This is a genomic window from Chryseobacterium viscerum (assembly GCF_025949665.1).
Classification (GTDB): domain Bacteria; phylum Bacteroidota; class Bacteroidia; order Flavobacteriales; family Weeksellaceae; genus Chryseobacterium; species Chryseobacterium viscerum_A.
In genome coordinates, this window is record NZ_JAPDFT010000004.1 from 39,891 (window position 1) to 57,857 (window position 17,967).

General features: G+C 36.2%; 20 protein-coding genes. 11 read left to right on the top strand and 9 right to left on the bottom strand.

Annotation, left to right across the window (positions count from 1 at the left end):
• Positions 1-3: 3 nt before the first annotated feature.
• The 11 genes from OL225_RS18820 (at position 4) to OL225_RS18870 (ending at position 7,986) form a co-directional block, all read left to right on the top strand.
• On the top strand, positions 4-543 hold the full coding sequence (locus OL225_RS18820; protein ID WP_264519222.1) for a 3-oxoacyl-ACP synthase: 540 nt from the start codon (positions 4-6) through the stop codon (positions 541-543).
• 74 nt (positions 544-617) lie between these two features.
• Positions 618-875, top strand: a complete 258-nt coding sequence (locus tag OL225_RS18825; protein WP_034692439.1) for a phosphopantetheine-binding protein — start codon at positions 618-620, stop codon at positions 873-875.
• 84 nt (positions 876-959) lie between these two features.
• On the top strand, positions 960-2,159 hold the full coding sequence (locus OL225_RS18830; protein ID WP_264519223.1) for a beta-ketoacyl-[acyl-carrier-protein] synthase family protein: 1,200 nt from the start codon (positions 960-962) through the stop codon (positions 2,157-2,159).
• A complete protein-coding gene (locus tag OL225_RS18835; RefSeq protein ID WP_264519224.1) occupies positions 2,156-3,217 on the top strand; it encodes a beta-ketoacyl synthase N-terminal-like domain-containing protein in 1,062 nt (353 codons plus the stop codon). Before OL225_RS18830 ends, OL225_RS18835 begins: the two co-directional genes overlap by 4 nt.
• 150 nt (positions 3,218-3,367) lie before the next feature.
• Positions 3,368-4,123 (top strand): polysaccharide deacetylase family protein, encoded by a 756-nt coding sequence (locus OL225_RS18840; protein ID WP_264519225.1) that lies wholly within the window; start codon positions 3,368-3,370, stop codon positions 4,121-4,123.
• Positions 4,116-4,742: a LolA family protein gene (locus tag OL225_RS18845; RefSeq protein WP_264519226.1), complete on the top strand. Its 627-nt coding sequence runs from the start codon at positions 4,116-4,118 to the stop codon at positions 4,740-4,742. Before OL225_RS18840 ends, OL225_RS18845 begins: the two co-directional genes overlap by 8 nt.
• Entirely contained in the window at positions 4,708-5,343 is a 636-nt protein-coding gene (locus OL225_RS18850) for a hypothetical protein (protein WP_264519227.1), read from the top strand. The genes OL225_RS18845 and OL225_RS18850 overlap by 35 nt, the downstream gene beginning before the upstream one ends.
• A gap of 8 nt (positions 5,344-5,351) precedes the next feature.
• Positions 5,352-5,951, top strand: a complete 600-nt coding sequence (locus OL225_RS18855) for a PorT family protein (RefSeq protein ID WP_264519228.1) — start codon at positions 5,352-5,354, stop codon at positions 5,949-5,951.
• 4 nt (positions 5,952-5,955) lie between these two features.
• The gene (locus tag OL225_RS18860) at positions 5,956-6,336 is read left to right on the top strand and encodes a 3-hydroxyacyl-ACP dehydratase (protein WP_081995489.1); all 381 of its coding nucleotides are present in this window, start codon (positions 5,956-5,958) and stop codon (positions 6,334-6,336) included.
• A complete protein-coding gene (locus tag OL225_RS18865; protein ID WP_264519229.1) occupies positions 6,333-6,809 on the top strand; it encodes a hypothetical protein in 477 nt (158 codons plus the stop codon). Before OL225_RS18860 ends, OL225_RS18865 begins: the two co-directional genes overlap by 4 nt.
• Positions 6,810-6,813: 4 nt before the next feature.
• Entirely contained in the window at positions 6,814-7,986 is a 1,173-nt protein-coding gene (locus tag OL225_RS18870) for a DUF2062 domain-containing protein (protein ID WP_264519230.1), read from the top strand.
• A 68-nt stretch (positions 7,987-8,054) separates the two neighbouring features.
• Here the strand turns inward: OL225_RS18870 and OL225_RS18875 are convergent, their stop codons facing one another.
• The 9 genes from OL225_RS18875 to OL225_RS18915 form a co-directional block, all read right to left on the bottom strand.
• A complete protein-coding gene (locus tag OL225_RS18875) occupies positions 8,055-9,308 on the bottom strand; it encodes a DUF3887 domain-containing protein (protein WP_264519231.1) in 1,254 nt (417 codons plus the stop codon).
• 6 nt (positions 9,309-9,314) lie between these two features.
• Positions 9,315-9,680, bottom strand: a complete 366-nt coding sequence (locus OL225_RS18880) for a hypothetical protein (protein WP_264519232.1) — start codon at positions 9,678-9,680, stop codon at positions 9,315-9,317.
• Positions 9,677-11,365 carry a C45 family autoproteolytic acyltransferase/hydolase gene (locus OL225_RS18885; RefSeq protein ID WP_413541861.1) on the bottom strand — a complete coding sequence of 563 codons (1,689 nt, stop codon included), beginning with the start codon at positions 11,363-11,365 and terminating at the stop codon, positions 9,677-9,679. Before OL225_RS18885 ends, OL225_RS18880 begins: the two co-directional genes overlap by 4 nt.
• Position 11,366: 1 nt before the next feature.
• The gene (locus OL225_RS18890) at positions 11,367-12,893 is read right to left on the bottom strand and encodes a phytoene desaturase family protein (RefSeq protein ID WP_264519233.1); all 1,527 of its coding nucleotides are present in this window, start codon (positions 12,891-12,893) and stop codon (positions 11,367-11,369) included.
• 174 nt (positions 12,894-13,067) lie between these two features.
• Complete coding sequence (locus tag OL225_RS18895) at positions 13,068-13,952, bottom strand: lipid A biosynthesis acyltransferase (RefSeq protein WP_264519234.1); 885 nt, start codon at positions 13,950-13,952, stop codon at positions 13,068-13,070.
• A gap of 121 nt (positions 13,953-14,073) precedes the next feature.
• On the bottom strand, positions 14,074-14,328 hold the full coding sequence (locus OL225_RS18900; RefSeq protein WP_047377388.1) for an acyl carrier protein: 255 nt from the start codon (positions 14,326-14,328) through the stop codon (positions 14,074-14,076).
• Positions 14,329-14,332: 4 nt separating this feature from the next.
• Positions 14,333-15,553 carry a beta-ketoacyl-[acyl-carrier-protein] synthase family protein gene (locus OL225_RS18905; protein ID WP_264519235.1) on the bottom strand — a complete coding sequence of 407 codons (1,221 nt, stop codon included), beginning with the start codon at positions 15,551-15,553 and terminating at the stop codon, positions 14,333-14,335.
• Between the two features lies 1 nt (position 15,554).
• Positions 15,555-16,286, bottom strand: coding sequence for a 3-oxoacyl-ACP reductase FabG (gene fabG / locus OL225_RS18910; RefSeq protein WP_264519236.1), 732 nt, complete (start codon positions 16,284-16,286; stop codon positions 15,555-15,557).
• A gap of 83 nt (positions 16,287-16,369) precedes the next feature.
• The gene (locus OL225_RS18915) at positions 16,370-17,890 is read right to left on the bottom strand and encodes an HAL/PAL/TAL family ammonia-lyase (protein ID WP_264519237.1); all 1,521 of its coding nucleotides are present in this window, start codon (positions 17,888-17,890) and stop codon (positions 16,370-16,372) included.
• Positions 17,891-17,967 lie beyond the last annotated feature (77 nt).

Consider the following 17,967-nt stretch of genomic DNA (forward strand, 5'->3'; position numbering starts at 1 on the left):
GTGATGAAGAAAACAAACACCTGTACCATAGAACATTCAAAGATAACCGTTGACGGAAATATAGTTTTTGAAAGTCAGAGCGAAACTTTCCAGGAATTTGCCAAAGAAGCTTATAAAAGTTTAGATCTCAGCTATCCTAAATTTCATAAAATGGATAATCTGAGCAAACTCGCTTTTCTTTCCGCTGAAACCATTTTGAAAGACGAAGATCACAGCAGAACAGCCATTGTTTTTGCCAACAGATCATCCAGCCTGGATACGGATTTCAAATATCAGGAAAGCATCAACGATCAGGATAATTTCTATCCAAGTCCCGCAATATTTGTCTATACTTTACCCAACATATGTGTAGGAGAAATCAGTATTAAGCACAAAATGCAGACAGAAAATGCTTTTTTTGTTTTGGATGAATTTGATGAAAATTTTTTAAATGGCTATTCTGAACAGATTCTCCACTCCGGAAAAGCCAACAAAGTACTATGCGGCTGGGTAGAATTGTATCAGGAAAATTATAAAGCTTTTGTATATTTGCTAACCTTATAGAAATGTAACAATATAACAGTGTAATGATGTAATGATCTTCATGATATACTGAAACACTGATAAACAACTTAATTATGGAAAACTTAAAAACAGAATTGAAACACAAAATTATCGAAGTTCTTAATCTTGAAGATGTATCTGTAGAAGAAATTAAAGATACTGATCCGTTGTTCGGAGGAGGATTAGGATTAGATTCTATCGACGCTTTGGAGCTGATCGTTCTTCTTGATAAAGACTACGGGATAAAATTAGCTGATCCTAAGAAAGGAAAGGAAATTTTCCAATCTATCGATACAATGGCAAAATTCATCGAAGACAACAGAACAAAATAAATTAATACAACAGTCTAACAGTATAACGATGTGGTAATTATTTGTGAATTATCAGATTGCTGCATTGTTATATTATTTAAAACCATGAGTCAAAAAATTGCCATAACAGGAATGGGCATCATTTCCTCCATTGGAAACAATGCGGAAGAAAATTTTATTTCATTACAATCCGGAAAACATGGAATTTCAGATATTGAAATGTTTGAAACCCGACATGCCGGAATCATTAAAACAGGTGAAATAAAATTATCCAATGAAGAATTTGTACAGAAACTTCAGTTAGATGAAGACAATAATGTTACAAGAACTTCTTTACTGGGAATGATGGCTGCGAAAGAAGCTGTAGAAAGTGCAGGAATTTCAGATATCAACAGCTGCAGAACCGGGCTGATCTCTTCTACCAGTGTAGGAGGAATGGATATTACTGAAAAATATTTCTACTCTTACGAAGACTTTCCTGAAAAGCAAAAATACATTGATGCTCATGATGCCGGAAATTCCTCATTGGTTATTGCTGATTATCTGGGATTAAAAGGTATGGTTTCTACCATCAGTACAGCATGTTCATCAGCTGCCAATGCTATTATGATGGGTGCCAAACTGATTAAAAACGGAGTTTTGGACCGTGTCATTGTCGGGGGAACAGATTCTCTTTCAAAATTTACTTTGAATGGCTTCAATACCCTGATGATTCTTACAGATTCTTACAATACTCCTTTTGACAACGACAGAAAAGGACTGAATCTTGGAGAAGCAGCAGCTTTCCTTGTCCTTGAATCTGAAGAGGTTGTCAAAAAAGAAAATAAAAAAGTTCTTGCTTATCTTTCCGGATACGGAAATGCCAATGATGCACACCATCAGACCGCTTCTTCAGAAAACGGACAAGGTGCATTTTTAGCCATGCATCAGGCTTTGAAAATCTCCGGATTGGAAAAAGAAAATATAGATTACATCAACGTTCACGGCACAGCGACTCCCAACAACGATTTATCTGAGGGAATTGCTATGATAAGAATCTTCGGAGAAAATAATGTTCCTGAATTCAGCTCTACAAAAGCATTTACAGGACATACTCTGGCCGCTGCGGCAGGAATTGAAGCTGTATTTTCAATTTTAGCTATGCAAAACAGCGTTATCTTCCCGAACCTGAATTTTAAAACAAAAATGGAAGAGTTTGACCTTACTCCTGTTACCGAATTGAAAGAGAAAAACATCAATCATGTGCTATCCAACTCTTTCGGATTTGGAGGAAACTGTTCGACCTTAATTTTCTCTAAATCATGAGTGCAGTATACATCAACAGTGCATCCTGTATCTCCGTTCAGGACACTTTAAACGAAAATATTCTTCAGAATCTTACCCTTGAGAATTCTTCCAACATCATTAAGGCCATAGAACCTAATTACAAAGAGTTCATTCCGCCTGCGATGATCAGAAGAATGTCTAAAACAGTAAAAATGAGTTCTGTAGCATCACATTATGCATTGAAGGAAGCTGGAATTGAAAAGCCGGATGCCATCATTGTAGGAACCGGAATGGGCTGTTCTCAGGATTCTGAAAAGTTTCTGAAAAACGTGATTGATAATCATGAAGAGTTCCTTACCCCTACCTTTTTTATCCAGTCTACCCACAACACGGTAGCAGGACAGATTGCTCTTGGATTACAATGCCATGCTTATAATTTTACCTATGTAAATACTTCTTCTTCACTGGAGTTTTCATTACTGGATGCTCAGCTTCAGATCAATGACGGAGAAGCAGAAAATGTTCTTGTAGGTTCTACAGACGAGCAGACTGGCAGAACAATGGAACTATATTGTTTAAATAATACTATCAAAAAGGAAACTGAACTTCCTGCCGATTATTTGAAATCTACCACCAACGGAGTAATCTGGGGTGAAGGCGCCAGCTTTTTTGTTGTTGGAAAAGATAAGACCGAAAACTCTTACGCTAGGCTTAAAAACATTAGTATAAGTAATAAAGTAGAGTTGGATGAAGTAAAGGATTTTATCCGGAATTTTTTAACTCAAAACAATCTCTCAGCTCATGATATTGATGCCGTCATTTTAGGATTCAGTGGAGATGCAGATTCTGATGTTTATTATACCAAAGCGATGGACCTGTTTTCGGACTCATCTTTGCTTTATTACAAGCATTTGAGTGGCGAATTTAATACAGCCAGTGGTTTTTCAACATTTATTGCCTGCCATATCCTTAAGGAACAGCAGATCCCGGAAATTATGATGACCAATGCAAAGAAAAAGGAAAGTGTGAAAAATGTGCTTCTTTATAATCATCTGATGGGTAATGATCACAGCCTGGTATTATTGGAAAAGGCATAATTGTTGAAATTGAAAATTATACGGCCTATTTTTCATTCAGAGCGAAACGCAGTGAAGCGTGGAATCTAAATTAGAAATTAGTCTGAACTCCTACGGAGTGAAAAAAGAACAACATAGATTCCAATTAATCAACAAAAAAAGTAATCAGCAATGAAACACTATCCCTTCATCCTGTTCTACCTTTTCTGTAACGTTTTTATTTATGCGTTCCATGGAGGCTTTTGGGTGTATCTGTTTTGTTTTTTTGCTTTTTCTGCAGTGGTAGTTTGGGGCTCATTTGATATCGAACTGGGATATTTTGTCAACAGTATTACTCATAAGCGGACCAAAGCTAAAGAAGTTGCCCTTACGTTTGATGACGGACCTACTGAATTTACACCTAAATTTTTAGACCTGCTTAAAGAGCATCAGGTAAAAGCCACCTTTTTCTGTATTGGAAAACAGATTGAAAAGTATCCTGAAACATTTCAGAGAATCATTGCAGAAGGCCATACGATTGGGAATCATACCTTATCACATTCCAATTCCACAGGGTTTTTATCTACTTCAAAAATGATTGAGGAAATTGAAAGATGTGATGAAGTCATTAAGAATATTGGAAATATTAAAACCAATCTCTACAGGCCGCCTTTCGGAGTGACTAACCCCAATATTGCGAAGGCAATCAAACAAACTCATAAAGCAAGCATCGGATGGAATGTACGGTCTTTAGACACCATCATTGATGATGAGAAGAAAATCTACGGCAGAGTGACCAAAGGCTTGAAAAAAGGGAGCATTATCCTTCTGCATGACACTTCGGAAAAGACTTTTCGCGTGCTGGCCAATTTATTAGTATTTTTGGAGGACAAAAAATATTCAACCTTTACTGTTGATACAGTGATAAATTCAAATAGAAATGATTAAAAACATTGCTTTCGGAGCATTCTTACTGGTTTCCGGTTTCTTTTTTGCACAAAACACTGCAATGTCGGGAGCTGAAGCCAAAGCATTTGTATCGAAGGTTTCTTCAGATACGAAAGAGATTAAAACCTTGCAGAGTGATTTTACCCAGACCAAAAAAATGGACTTCCTGGATAAAAGCATCGTTACCTATGGGAAGATGTCATTACAAACTCCTAATATGCTGAGCTGGAAATACACAAAACCTTATCAATACAACATTGTTTTTAAAAGCAATAAGATCTTCATCAATGACCAGGGGAAAAAATCATCTGTAGATGCCAAGAGCAAAACATTTGAAAAAATTAACAAACTGATTGTGGGAAGCTCAAACGGAACGATGTTTAATGATCCTGAATTTACAGTAACGTATTTTAAGAATGGAAATTACAATGTGGCGAAATTTATTCCCAAGACATCACAGCTCTTAAAATACATCAAACAGATCGAGCTGTTTTTCCCAAAGAACCAGTCAACGGTTTCTCAGGTGAATATGACTGAGGCTTCCGGAGATACTACGAATATTGTTTTCAAAAATACAAGAATCAATGCTTCAATTCCTGCGTCAGAGTTTACTTTATAGCCTGATTCTGATACTGGCTGTTTCCTGTAAAACATACAAGTTAACAGAAGCAAAACCAGTTTCCTCTTCTGAAAAAATGGTGGAAAACTTATACTTCTCTTCCGGTGAAGATTATGTATACAAATGCCAGATGGATATTTATAAAAACCATGTGAGCGGAATTCTGATCATTAAAAAACTGAATGAAACAACGCACCGTGTCGCTTTAACATCAGATTTCGGAAATAAACTGATTGATTTTGAGATTTCTGACAATAATTTTAAACTGAATTATGTACTTCCTGATCTGGATAAAAAAATAGTGATTAATTTTCTGAAGAATGACTTTCAGCAGCTTTTGAAAAGAGAGTATCCTGTAAGCGAGAGCTTTGAGAATGACAATAATAAAATTTATCTTTCAAAAATTGAGAATAAAAGCTATTATTTATTTTTCAACAAGGAAAATGGTTTACTGAAACAGATCATTTACACGAAAAATAATAAGGAAAAAATCGATTTTACTTTTGATGCAAAAAAAACTATCTTCGCGGACAGCTTAAATCTACAGCACAAAGATTTTAAGATCAATATAAAACTATTTCAAATAACCGAAACCGAATAACTTCCAACATGAAAAAAATATTTTTCTTACTTTTTGCACTTTTCACTTGTTTATCTTTTGCCCAGGTAACGTTCAATCCGGGAATCAGAGTGGGTGCAAATATTTCACATATATCTGACGGACCTGCCTATGAGTCCTTTTATTATAATGATAATCAGGGATATCACTATGGAGCCAATGCCTATGATATTAAATCAAAAGTAGATTTCTACATAGGTTTCCAGGCCAATATTCGGTTTGCAAAGTTCTACGCTCTTCAGCCGGAAATTTATTATACCCGTCAGGGAGCAAGATTTGAAAGCCAAAATCCTGCTGTTTCTTCAAAAACAGTAACTCTTTCTTATGTGGGAGGAGCAGTAGTGAATAAATTCTATTTTGAAAAATTTAATATTCATTTTGGTCCGACTTTGGAACTTCTGACAGATCATAAAAATATCGACTCTCCTATTGGTGGAGATTTGGGGTTGTTATTTGGAGCCGGTTATGACATTACAAAAAATATAGGCGTTGAGGCCCGAATTAAAAAAGGTTTTGTACATATTAATAATGACAATACCAACGTAACATTCCAGACGGGAGTGTATTATACATTTAATCTTAAAAAATAAGATCATGCAAACCATTCTTACAGATTTTTATACTTTAACATCGTATGAGAAGGCAGAAGACGGAAAGTTTATTGCTCATATTCATCTTAATAAAGACCACGATATTTTCAAAGGACACTTCCCTGGAAATCCGGTAACTCCCGGTGTTTGTATGATGCAGATCATTAAAGAACTGACTGAGGAATTTACAGGTTCAAAATTATTCTTAAAAACAGCATCCAATGTAAAATTCATGGCCATTATCAATCCTTTTGAGACCCCTGACTTACAACTTCAACTGGATATTAACGAAAGTGAAGATGAGGTGAAAGTAAAAAATACAACATCTTTTGGCGAGACTATTGCATTAAAACTGTCTGTAAGCTATAAAAAATTATCGTCATGAAATTAATCTTATCTTTCTTCACGGCATTTATTTTTTTCTTTCAGTCTGATCTTGAAACACTGAGAAACAGCTATGCTAAGGCCAATGAGTCTAACAGCAATACACAAAACTTCATTGAAACCGCTGAAAAACAATCCGGTTCTGATGCTGTGAGCGTTGGATATAAAGCTGCTGCAAAGATCATGGAAGCAAAAATTACCAAAAACAATAGAAAATCACTGGTAAAAACAGGAGCAACAAGTCTTGAAGCTGTTATCAAAAGTAACCCTAACAATGCAGAGCTTCGCCTGATCAGAATGAGTGTTCAGGAAAACATCCCGAAAATTGTTGGATACCGCGGAAGCCTGAAGGATGATAAAACATTTCTTCTGAACAATTACAGCAAACAGAATGCAGCATTAAAAGGCTATATCAAAAGGTTTGCAATGCAGTCTAAAACCATTACAGAGGCGGAAAGAGCCACTTTAAAATAAAAAAATGTTCCTTGCTGAAGTACAAAATGCAATTTCTGAAAAGAAGATATGCGTTTTAATACCTACCTACAATAATGAAAAGACCCTGAATAGGGTTATTGACGGTGTTCTCAACTACACCGGAAGTATTATTGTGATCAATGATGGCTCCACGGATTCCACTCTTCAGATACTTGCCCAATATCCTCAGATTACGGTAATCTCCTTACCGGAGAACAAGGGAAAAGGAAATGGACTAAAAACAGGTTTTAGAGCAGCAAAGAAATCAGGGTATGATTATGCCATTACTATTGATTCAGACGGACAGCATTATCCGGATGATATTCCTGTATTTGTAGAGGCCCTTCTTCAGGAAAAAGAAGAAGTTCTTCTGATCGGAAACAGAAATATGTCTCAGGATGGTATTCCTAAGAAAAGCAGTTTTGGAAACCGTTTTTCCAATTTCTGGTTCTGGTTTGAAACCGGTATAAAACTGGAAGATACGCAGTCCGGTTACAGGCTTTATCCTTTACATAAAATTCCAAAGAAATATTTTACCCCTAAGTTTGAATTTGAAATCGAAATCATTGTAAGAACTGCATGGAAAAATGTTCCGGTAAAAAATGTTCCGATCAAGGTTTTGTATGATCCGGCAGAACGGGTTTCACACTTCAGGCCTTTCAAAGATTTTACGAGAATCAGTATTTTGAATACAATTCTGGTAACCATTACGTTGTTTTATATTATTCCGAGAAATTTTCTGAATAATTTCAAAAAAAAAAGCTTTAAAAAATTCATACAGGAAGACGTCTTAGAAAGTGACGGAAGCAACCGTACAAAAGCATTTTCTATAGCACTGGGAGTCTTTATAGGACTTTCTCCTTTCTGGGGATTTCAGACACTTCTGGTCATCAGTTTATCTGTACTTTTCAAACTTAATAAAGTACTTGCATTTGTAGCTTCCAATGTGAGCCTTCCTCCTTTTATTCCTTTTATTATTGCAGCTTCTCTTTTTCTTGGAGCACCATTTGTAAGTGGTGACAGCGATATTTTAAGCCAGGATTTAAATTTTGAACTGATTAAAAACAACCTTCTTCAATATATCATTGGCAGTTTTATCTTAAGCACTACGCTTTCTGCTATTGCAGGGGCAACTGTTTTTTTCTTTCTGAATAAAGTAAGTCCGGAAAATAATTAAAAAAGCCCGGGACAAAGTTCCAGGCTCATTATAATTTAGTTATTGCTTTCTATTTTACACTGAATAAATTATTTCAGAATAAACTGTGTCAGATCTTTTAAAAACTGTTCATCCACTTTTCCTTTTGTTTCATAATCTTTTGGAGATGGTTTGCCGGTGCCGGAAATAAATAAGTGACTTAATGTAGGATAAAACTTAAAAACTGTTGTTTTATCATTTTTCAATGTTTCTTTCCAAAGGCTGAAATCTTTCTCCGTTACCTGATAATCTCTTCCCCCTTGTGCAAAAAACATGGGAGCTTTTACTTTTTTAACCTCATTAAGCTGATTATATTTTTTTAAATAGTTCCAATAGGCCGCAGACTGTCCTAAAGGAAGATCCGATGACGGAGAATCCAGAGTAAATTTGGACGAGTTTAAAAATGCTACCTGCTTTTTTACTTCCTGTACAGCCTCAGCTGGAACTTTAGCTGGATCTATAGCATGAAGATAATCATACTGTTCCACTAATAAATCCTGTAATGGTCTCGTATTCCCGGCCATAAAAACATATTTTGAAACCTGAGCTTTTTCTGCAATTTTTGGCATCATATACGCTCCCTGGCTATGCCCAAGAATGATAATCTGATATCCTTTATAATCAACATTATTTTTAAAATAAAGAGCTGCGTTTACGGCATCATTGACCGTCTCCTCTTCTACAGTAGATTTTTCATTAAATGTCTCAGGGTAGGAATAGGTTCTTTTATCATATCGGTAAGAAGCAATTCCGTTGTTGAGAAGATATTCCGCAATATCTTTAAACGGTTTGTTTTCTCCAATGGTTTCGTCTCTGTCATGAGCTCCTGAGCCATGAACAAAAATAACTAATCTCTTTTTATCATTGGAAGAAGGAATTAATAGTGTTCCATTCAGTTCAATTGCATCACTTTTTATTTTCAATGTGGTCTTCTCATCCGGCTTTTCAAATGGTTTATGAGGGACTAAAAAGAAGCCGAGTATTTTATTATTCTCTCCAAAGGTAAGCTGAACATCCAGTTTAGTCTTTTCAAATTCTGAATAATAATAGTAAATATTTCCCTCATTGTTCACTTCAAGAATTATTTTCAAACTCCCAATCTGCCCCTGAAGCTGTTCTGTAATAGCTTTAAGCTGATCCACCGGAATTTGTCCTGCTACGGAAGGGTCGAAATAAGAATGTGCTTTTTCTGCATTTTTATCTACAAGCAAAGCTTTAATGAAAGTATTTCCGATCTCTTTTCTATCCTGAGAAAAGAATAAAAGAGCAGATGCGGTAAAGAATAAGGTTAAAAGTTTTTTCATAATCAATTATTTAAAGACCACATCAGCAAATGATAGTGGCGTCATCATTATGGTAACAAATATCGAAATAATAACCAGAGCTAATTGGGTGATATGGTATATTTTTTCTCTTTCCTCCTCATTGACTTCAAAAGTAAATTTTATTTTATCAGGCCTTCTGATGATCAGCCAAATAAACACAAGAACAGCCAGATTCATCAATACGGGAAACACAAGAAAGATTTTACTTCCATAATTGTCTTTCATACTTCCGTACCCGTGAATAGTTATGGTGTCAGGTATTGAGCTGTAAACAGTGCACAAATACACAGAATAACAGATGATAATAACAAAAGGAATACAGAACAGCAGTTTTATATATTTGGGGATCATTTCAGTTTCTTTAAAGTTTTCTTCAGGTATTTTTCCACATTTTTTCTGTCCGGAACAGTCGTAATCTCTTTCGTCAAAGCTTTTTCAAATTCAGTTTTTGCCTTTGAATATTCTTTTTTGTTAAAATAATACTTTCCAGATTGATAATAGACCATCCAAAAATCCGGGTTCATAGATTGATAAGAAGGGATAACACCATCTGTCAACAGGGTATTTTTATCGTTAGCAGCCTCATTGATTTCTTTACCATACATTTTAGACAATTCATAGTTTTGGAATTCTTCAGAATCTGCGAAAGGATCACGTGGAATATTCAGATTTGATTTTGAAAAATTATCCGGCTGTAATCCTTTATCTGAAAAAATTTCGTTCAGGTCATAACAAACAAATTCTCCCAACTGATAAGGATTTGAAGAAACCCAGACCAGTTTTTTCTGAGGCGAAAATATGACCGCATGATGAGCCAGAAGCTGATTAAGCGCTTTTTCATTACCATAACCAATACTTTCATCTTTTAAGCCGGATCTGTTTCTTAAAATGGAAGCCATTTTTTTCGGGGTTATTTTCTTTTCTTCCTGCAAAAGCTCCTGAAGTTTTTCATAACGATATTCCGAATGGCTTTCTTCAATATGTTTATGATTTCTTTTGTCGTCTTTATAAGCTTCAGACTGGAAATGATTGGTGCAAAGAACTCTGCTGGTATTCTTTACGCTGTACACTCCGAAATTTTTAGGTGAAACTTCGATGATTACGGCACTCTTATCTGCTGCACTTCCCACAAGGATGGATTCTGAAACGAAAACTTTTCTTTTTTTAGCAATAGCAATTGCTTCCTCAATATTTTTAGCATACTGCAGAATTTCTCTTGTAACAAGAGAAATAGGTGTTTTTGCTGTCAAAGGAATTTTTGATTTCCCGGCATTAATTGTCACTGAGATTCCTTCTTTATTCATCCCGGAAACAACACCTATCATTCCCGGCCAGCTTACTGACATGTATGGAATTCCTTCTTCGGGCTGAACAAATTCTACCAGTTTATTTTTTGCAAAGTCATCTCCTACATAAAAATCAAAATTTCTTCCGATCAACAAGTCTTCGTCTTCCGTATTTTCGTTCCATACAGCGAGTGAAGTACAGCCTACCATGGCCAGATCCTGCATGGCATGTCCGATATCGTGGGCTCCGTGCAGGTAAAGATTTCTTAAATATTTGGGAGCAATAAAATCATACTGATCCGATGAATATTGTGACAAACCATATAATTCTGCCTGATAATCTTCTCTTACATTGAGATACATTTTTCTATTATACCATTTTAAAAAACCTCTTAGCAGCCTTTGTCGGAATTTTGAAGGCACAAATCCTTCCACTTTTGAAAAGAAAATGCTTTCCTGCTTCTGCATCAAACTTTGTGTCAATGCTCCGTTGTTATATCCCAGCTGCAAAGGATTTCCTTTAATATAAAGTTCCCAGAGCTGCTGCTTATTTTTGGTAAGATAATTCTGATTGTAGCTGAAAGTGCTGTCATTAATCTTGTTTACTTTTGGAACTTCCAGAGCATATTGTTTTACATTGGGAATGTGATGGATAGATTTTGATATTCCGCAGGAAATGAGGAAAAAACAAAAAGTAAGGTAAAGAAGAGTTCTTTTATAGGGTGAATAAATGGTTTTCGTTTTTTTCACTTTAGTTTTTATTAATCATTTGTCTCAACCGCGTGTCAATCGTTTTTTTTCCCAGAATTTCTGCACAGGTATTAAAAGCACCGATGGTCACTCCTAAAATCCCATGCATATTCACAGATTGCCCTGTCAAAAACAGATTGTCGATTTTCGTGCGGGGAGAAACCATTGTTTTAAGAGGATTCTCAGAGCTTTTCATGTATCCATACATATTTCCTTCAAAATTCCCGATATAGTCCCGGTAAGACAAGGGAGAAGAAGTATATATTGTTTTGATGGCACGCCTTAGATTGGGAATTTTCTTTTCCAGAGCGTCCAGCATTTTTTCTGTTTTTTCAAGCTTAAATATTTCATAAGCAGTTCCTCTTTCATGCTCATCCGCTACAGTATTGAATGTATTTTCCCATTCTTTAACCTCATCAAAATCCATATAGGAAATTGCGGTAAGACTTTCTGCAAATTCGGGATAATGCTTCGAAGGTGTGGAAGAAAGCATATAGGTTTCCGGCCATGATTCTTTTTGATAACGGAATGCGTTCCAGACTTGTTCTTCTGATGAATAGTGATACCTGTTGTAATTGAAATTCGGAAGACTTTGAGGTTTTAAAACCAGATAAATACTAAAACACGATGAAACCGGCTTCCAGCTTAAAACCCTGTTCAGAAAGGATTTTTTTAGTCTTTCTTCTCCTATCAGATTAATGGTGGAACGAATCTCTATATTTGAGATAAACTGTTTTGCAGAGTATTCTTTTCCTTCTTTCGTTTTTACGGATGCTAATACATTATTTTCATTAAAAACAAATTCGGAAACTTCCGAATGCTTGTGAACTTCTGCTCCATATTCCCGAAGTTTTCTGATCAGAAGTTTAGAGATCTGGCTTCCTCCTTTTACACACTTGTAAGCGCTTTGGATATAGGAATTTACCGTTAAAGCATGTACGTAGAAAGGTACATTTTCAGAGTCTCCGGCATATAAAAAATTGGAGCCCAGTAAAACAGCCTGAAGTCTTTTGTTCTGGGTAACGGATTCAATAAATCGTTTGGTATTAAGATGCAGAATTTCCTCGTTGTAATTATCTTTTCCTACCACATGATATCTTGGAAACTGGCTGCAGACATACTGAATCTCTTCGCAGTAGTTTTCAAGGTTTCCTCTTTCTTCAGGAAAATACTTGGAAAGCTGCTCAACGAAATTCTGATAGCCCTGTGCATGTGGATATTCTATTTCATCATCCCCAAAACTGATCCTGTCATATCCGTCCTCATCCATCAGGTGAAGTTCTAGATCATCCAGAATTTCCAGATAGGAAAAGAATTGATGCAGGTTTTGCCCTTTGGATAAACCTCCAAGATAATGAACTCCCGTGTCAAAAATCAGTTTGTCCCTTGAAAAAGTCTGCAGATTTCCCCCGTATTGGTTATTTTTCTCAAGCACACACACTTTCAGACCTTCTTTCGCCAAAATAAGAGCTGAAACAAGACCTCCCAATCCGCTGCCGATTACAAGTATGTCGTATGCTTTCTTCAAAAGAGAATGTGCTTTTAATAATTAAGAAACAGGGAATTTAAGATATTTAAAGTTTACTTTGGTACAGTAAGCAAAGAAATTCTATTTGGAAATACTATTTAATGATCTTAATTCTTAGTAAATCTTAATGGTTGTTAGTTTTTCGTTAGTTTTTACGGGATAAAAATAGAAAAATTAATCTATATCGTCCCAAAAATCAAAATAATTAAACCATTGAAGCGGATATTTTTTCACCATGGTTTCAAGATTATCAACATAAGACTGTAAAAGTCCTTGTGAATCACGATTTTTGATATTCTGGGCCACTCTTGCATACAGGTGGTAATGAAGATTGTTCTCTTTCATCACATAGACGTATACTACGGGAACGCCCAATCTTGAGGCAATCAAAAACGGACCAGCCGGAAATTTTGCGCTTTTCCCAAGCAGTTCTGCTTCCAGATATTTAGATCCTTCAAAATAACGGTCTCCTGTAAAGCAGATCAGTTCATTATTAGACAAAGCCTGATTGATCTCAAAGATATGAGACATATCTTCTTTTACATAGATGAACTTGATATTACTTTCTTTTACGGCAACGCTCTCCAGATATTCTTTAATCACGGTAACTTCCTGATCTGTAGTCACCAGATTGATCTGGCAATCAAAGTCGATATCTGCAAAAAAATGTTCAGCAATTTCAAAATTACCGATATGAGCACTGATGAGAACGCCTCCTTTTTTAGCGGCTAAAAGATTTCTAAGATTTTCAATGCCGTCAAACTCATAAGTATATTTTTCTCTGAGCCCGGCAGAAATAGCAGTTTTATCAATCAGAACTTTTCCGAAGGTAAAATAGCTTTTAAAGATAGAGGCTTTGGATTTCCAGTATCCGTAATTCAGTCTTTTTTGAAAATAATAAAGAATATACTGGTTACTTTTCTTCTGAAACAGTGAGTAATAAGCTGCTACAAAATACAGCACACCATATGAACTTCTGATCCCGATATTTCTAATACACCAGACGAATATTCTGTATCCGAGTACTGTTCCTTTAGATTTACCTTTCCACTTGTTCATATATAGAATTTAATATAACAGAGAACCAATGTAATAATACCCTTTTTAAAAGTAACCGTTACCGGATCACCCTGATATTATTACATTGGCACATTTTATAGAATAAAGATTTACTCAATAACTACGCGTTTTTTTCAGCAATCTTATTTTCAATCGTTGTATAGAAATCATCAAATGTTACCATTTTTTTGAAATCTGCTTCTCCTAATTTCACCCCGAAATTGGATTCGATCACGACTACCATGTCGATATAGTCCAGGCTGTCTAAGCCTAGTGTATTTTTAAGGTTGGCATCATTACTGATTTCGTCTCCGTCTACCTCGAATTCGTTTACCAGAAAATCATTAACGATAGCAACAATTTTTTCCCTTTCCATGTTTTTAATCAAATTTTTTAACTATTAATGCAGAATTGGTTCCCCCAAACCCAAAAGAATTCGACAAAAATACATCAATTTTTTGATTTTTTGTTTTTGCGACTAAATTTATCTTTTGTGCTTCATTATCAGGGTTTTCCAGATTAATATTCGGGGCTACAAAATCGTTCTGCATCATCAGAATAGAGTAGATCACTTCACTTGCACCTGCCATCCAGCACTCATGCCCGGTCATAGATTTGGTAGAACTTACCGGAACTTCACTTCCGAAAATTTCATAGATTGCTTTGGCCTCATTGGCATCACCAATTGGGGTAGAAGTTGCGTGAGCATTGATATAATCGATGTCTGAAGCTTTTAACCCTGATTGTTTTAATGCTCTGTCCATTGCCAAAGCTGGCCCATCCACATTGGGTGTTGAAATATGACCTCCGTTTGAAGAGAAACCATATCCGATAATTTCTGCAATGATAGGAGCACCTCTTCTTTGAGCAGATTCTAAGCTTTCAACAATCAGACTGGCTGCACCACCACTCGGAATCAATCCGTCTCTTTCTGCATCGAAAGGTCTTGATGCCTTCGTAGGCTCATCTTCTCTGGCTGAGAACACTCCCAGCCCATCAAAGCTCGCCATGGAATATTTGTTGGTTTCCTGAGCTCCGCCACAGATGATCATATCCTGAAAACCATTCTTGATCATCATATAAGCCAGTCCCAATGAGTGTGAACCGCTTGCACATGCCGCGCTTATGGTAAGATTGATTCCTTTCAGTTTAAAAATAGTTGAAAGGTTCATTGTCACTGTTGAGTTCATTGATTTGAAAATCGCTCCCGACCCCATCAATGTTGTATCTTTCTTTTCCCTTGCAATATCAATAGATTCTACGACTGCCTGGGAAACACTGTCATTTCCATATAAAATTCCCACTTCATGAGAATCTAAGAATTCTTCATCCAGATTTGCCTGTTTTAAAGCATCAATGGTAGCCAGATAAGCATATTCGCTTTCTTCTCCCATACTGATACGCTGGCGTCTGTTTAAGAGATTTTTCAGATCGGGTTTCGGAACAACTCCTGTAAGGCCAGACCTGAAACCAAATTCTTTTCTGTCCTGATCTAAAACAATACCGGATTTTCCTTGATATAGGGATTCCCTGACCTCTTCTAAAGACGTCCCGATGCAGGAATAAATTCCCATTCCGGTAATTACAACCCTATTTTCCATGTTATGAATAAATTCCTCCGTTAATATTAATCACTTCTCCTGTAATGTAAGAAGATTTTTTAGATGCTAAAAATGCTACCAGATCCGCCACTTCTTCTGCTTCTCCGAATCTGTTGGCAGGAATCATCGCTTTCAGTTCTTCTTCATTAAAATCCTGAGTCATATCTGTTTTGATGAAACCAGGAGCTACAGCATTTACGGTAACGTTTCTTTTGGCAACTTCCTGAGCCAGAGCTTTTGTAGCACCTACTACAGCGCCTTTTGCAGCAGAGTAATTTGTCTGGCCGGCTGTTCCTTTTACTCCGGATACCGAAACCATATTGATGATTCTTCCGTATTTGTTACGAAGCAGCTTTTGGATAAAGAAATTGGTTACATTGAAAAACCCGTCAAGACTTGTATTGATCACACTGTTCCAGTCTTCTTTCTGCATCCACATAAAAAGACCGTCTCTTGTGATTCCGGCATTATTGACGATAACTTCTACCACCGCGTCAGGATTTCTCTCCTGCCATTCTGTCAAAACAGTCTTTGTCTCTTCGGTGTTTCCTACATCAAATTTAAGGATTTCTCCGGTAGCACCTAATTCTTCCACTTTAGCCAACGTTTCGTTTGCTGCGGTTTCGTTTGAAGCGTAGTTGATCAGAATGTGATAGTTTTTTTCTTCAGCCAGTTTTATACAGATTGCTCTCCCGATGCCTCTGGAGCCTCCTGTTACAATTGCACATTTCATGCGTTAGTGTTTATATCGTTTTTAGTTTTTTTAAGTTGATGCAGGATGCCTTTATTGAATGGACAATACATGACAGCTAATAGTTACATTCCTTTCAGATATTTCTTCACTTCTTCCAGATACGGATACATGACCATATCGTCCGAAAAAGCAGGAATAATTTTTCTGATTTCGTCATACAGTTCTTTTGTAGACGATGAAACTTTATCCTGGAATCCAAGATATTCAACAGCCTGGATGATCGTAATAGCTTCGATCGCTAATACTTCAAAAGCATTTTCAATCACTTTTCTGCAGATTACCGCAGCATTGGTACCCATGCTAACGATGTCCTGATTATCATTATTGTTTGGAATACTGTGAACATACATAGAATTTGACAACATCTGACTTTCTGCCGTGGTAGAAGTTGCCGTAAACTGTACTCCCTGCATCCCAAAATTGAAACCTAATTTACCTAAATTTACAAAAGGAGGCAAAATTTCATTGATTTTAGCATTCAGAAGATAGTTTAATTGTCTTTCCGCAAGCATTGTTAGTTTGGTTACCACAATCTTAAGTTTGTCCATTTCCAGAGAAATGTAATCTCCATGGAAGTTTCCTCCGTGATAAACATGTTGGTCCTCAACGTTGATAATCGGGTTATCATTGGCTGAGTTGATCTCATTTTCAAGTACTTTCTCTGTATATCCCAACGTATCCAATACCGGACCTAAAATCTGAGGAACACATCGTAAAGAATAATATTCCTGAACTTTTTCCTTGAATACTTTTTCCTGTTCTTCAAAGTGGGTATAAAGGTGTTCTTCTCTTTTTCTGATCAGTTTACTGTCTGCCAGATGAGCACGCATTCTTTCTGCCACTTTCTGCTGACCGTAATGTTTTTTCGTTCCGTTCAGTGCTTCTGATAAGTGATCATCATAAGCCTGTACAATCTCATTGATCGCACAAGAAAGTCTAAGAGAAATATCTGTAAGCTGATTCGCTTTATAAGCATTCACAATACCTATTCCTGACATTACGGAAGTTCCGTTCATCAAAGCAAGACCTTCACGGATCTCTACTTTTATCGGTTCCAGTCCTTCTTTTTCAAAAACCTGTTTTGTAGATTTTCTTTCCCCTTTATAAAAGACTTCTCCTTCTCCTATCAATACCAAAGCCAGGTGAGCCAGCTGAACAAGATCACCGCTTGCTCCTACTCCTCCATGTTCAAATATCAATGGGGTAATATCTCTGTTAATAAGCTCCTGAAGAAGATGAATAACAGACTGATGTACTCCTGAATTCCCTAATGACAAAGTATTCAGTCTTGCCAGCATACATGCTTTCACCTCATCTGCAGGTAAAGGATTTCCGATTCCTGAAGAGTGACTTCTGATCAGGTTATACTGAAGCTGGTGTGTATCTTCATCACTGATTTTAAACTGAGCCATCGGCCCAAAACCGGTGTTTACGCCATATATTACTTTATTTTTTGAAAACTCCTTTAAAAACTGAAAACTCTTATCCACTCTTGATAAAAGTGATTCATCCAGTTCTATTTTTTCATTCTCAATGATAATTTTTTGAAAGTCTTTCAGTTCTAAAAAGTTATTTATTTTCATCAATTAAAAGTAATAGTTGATAATTTTGTAAAATATTAATTATTTGTCACTAATTTTGCGGCAAAGATAAAAGTTAT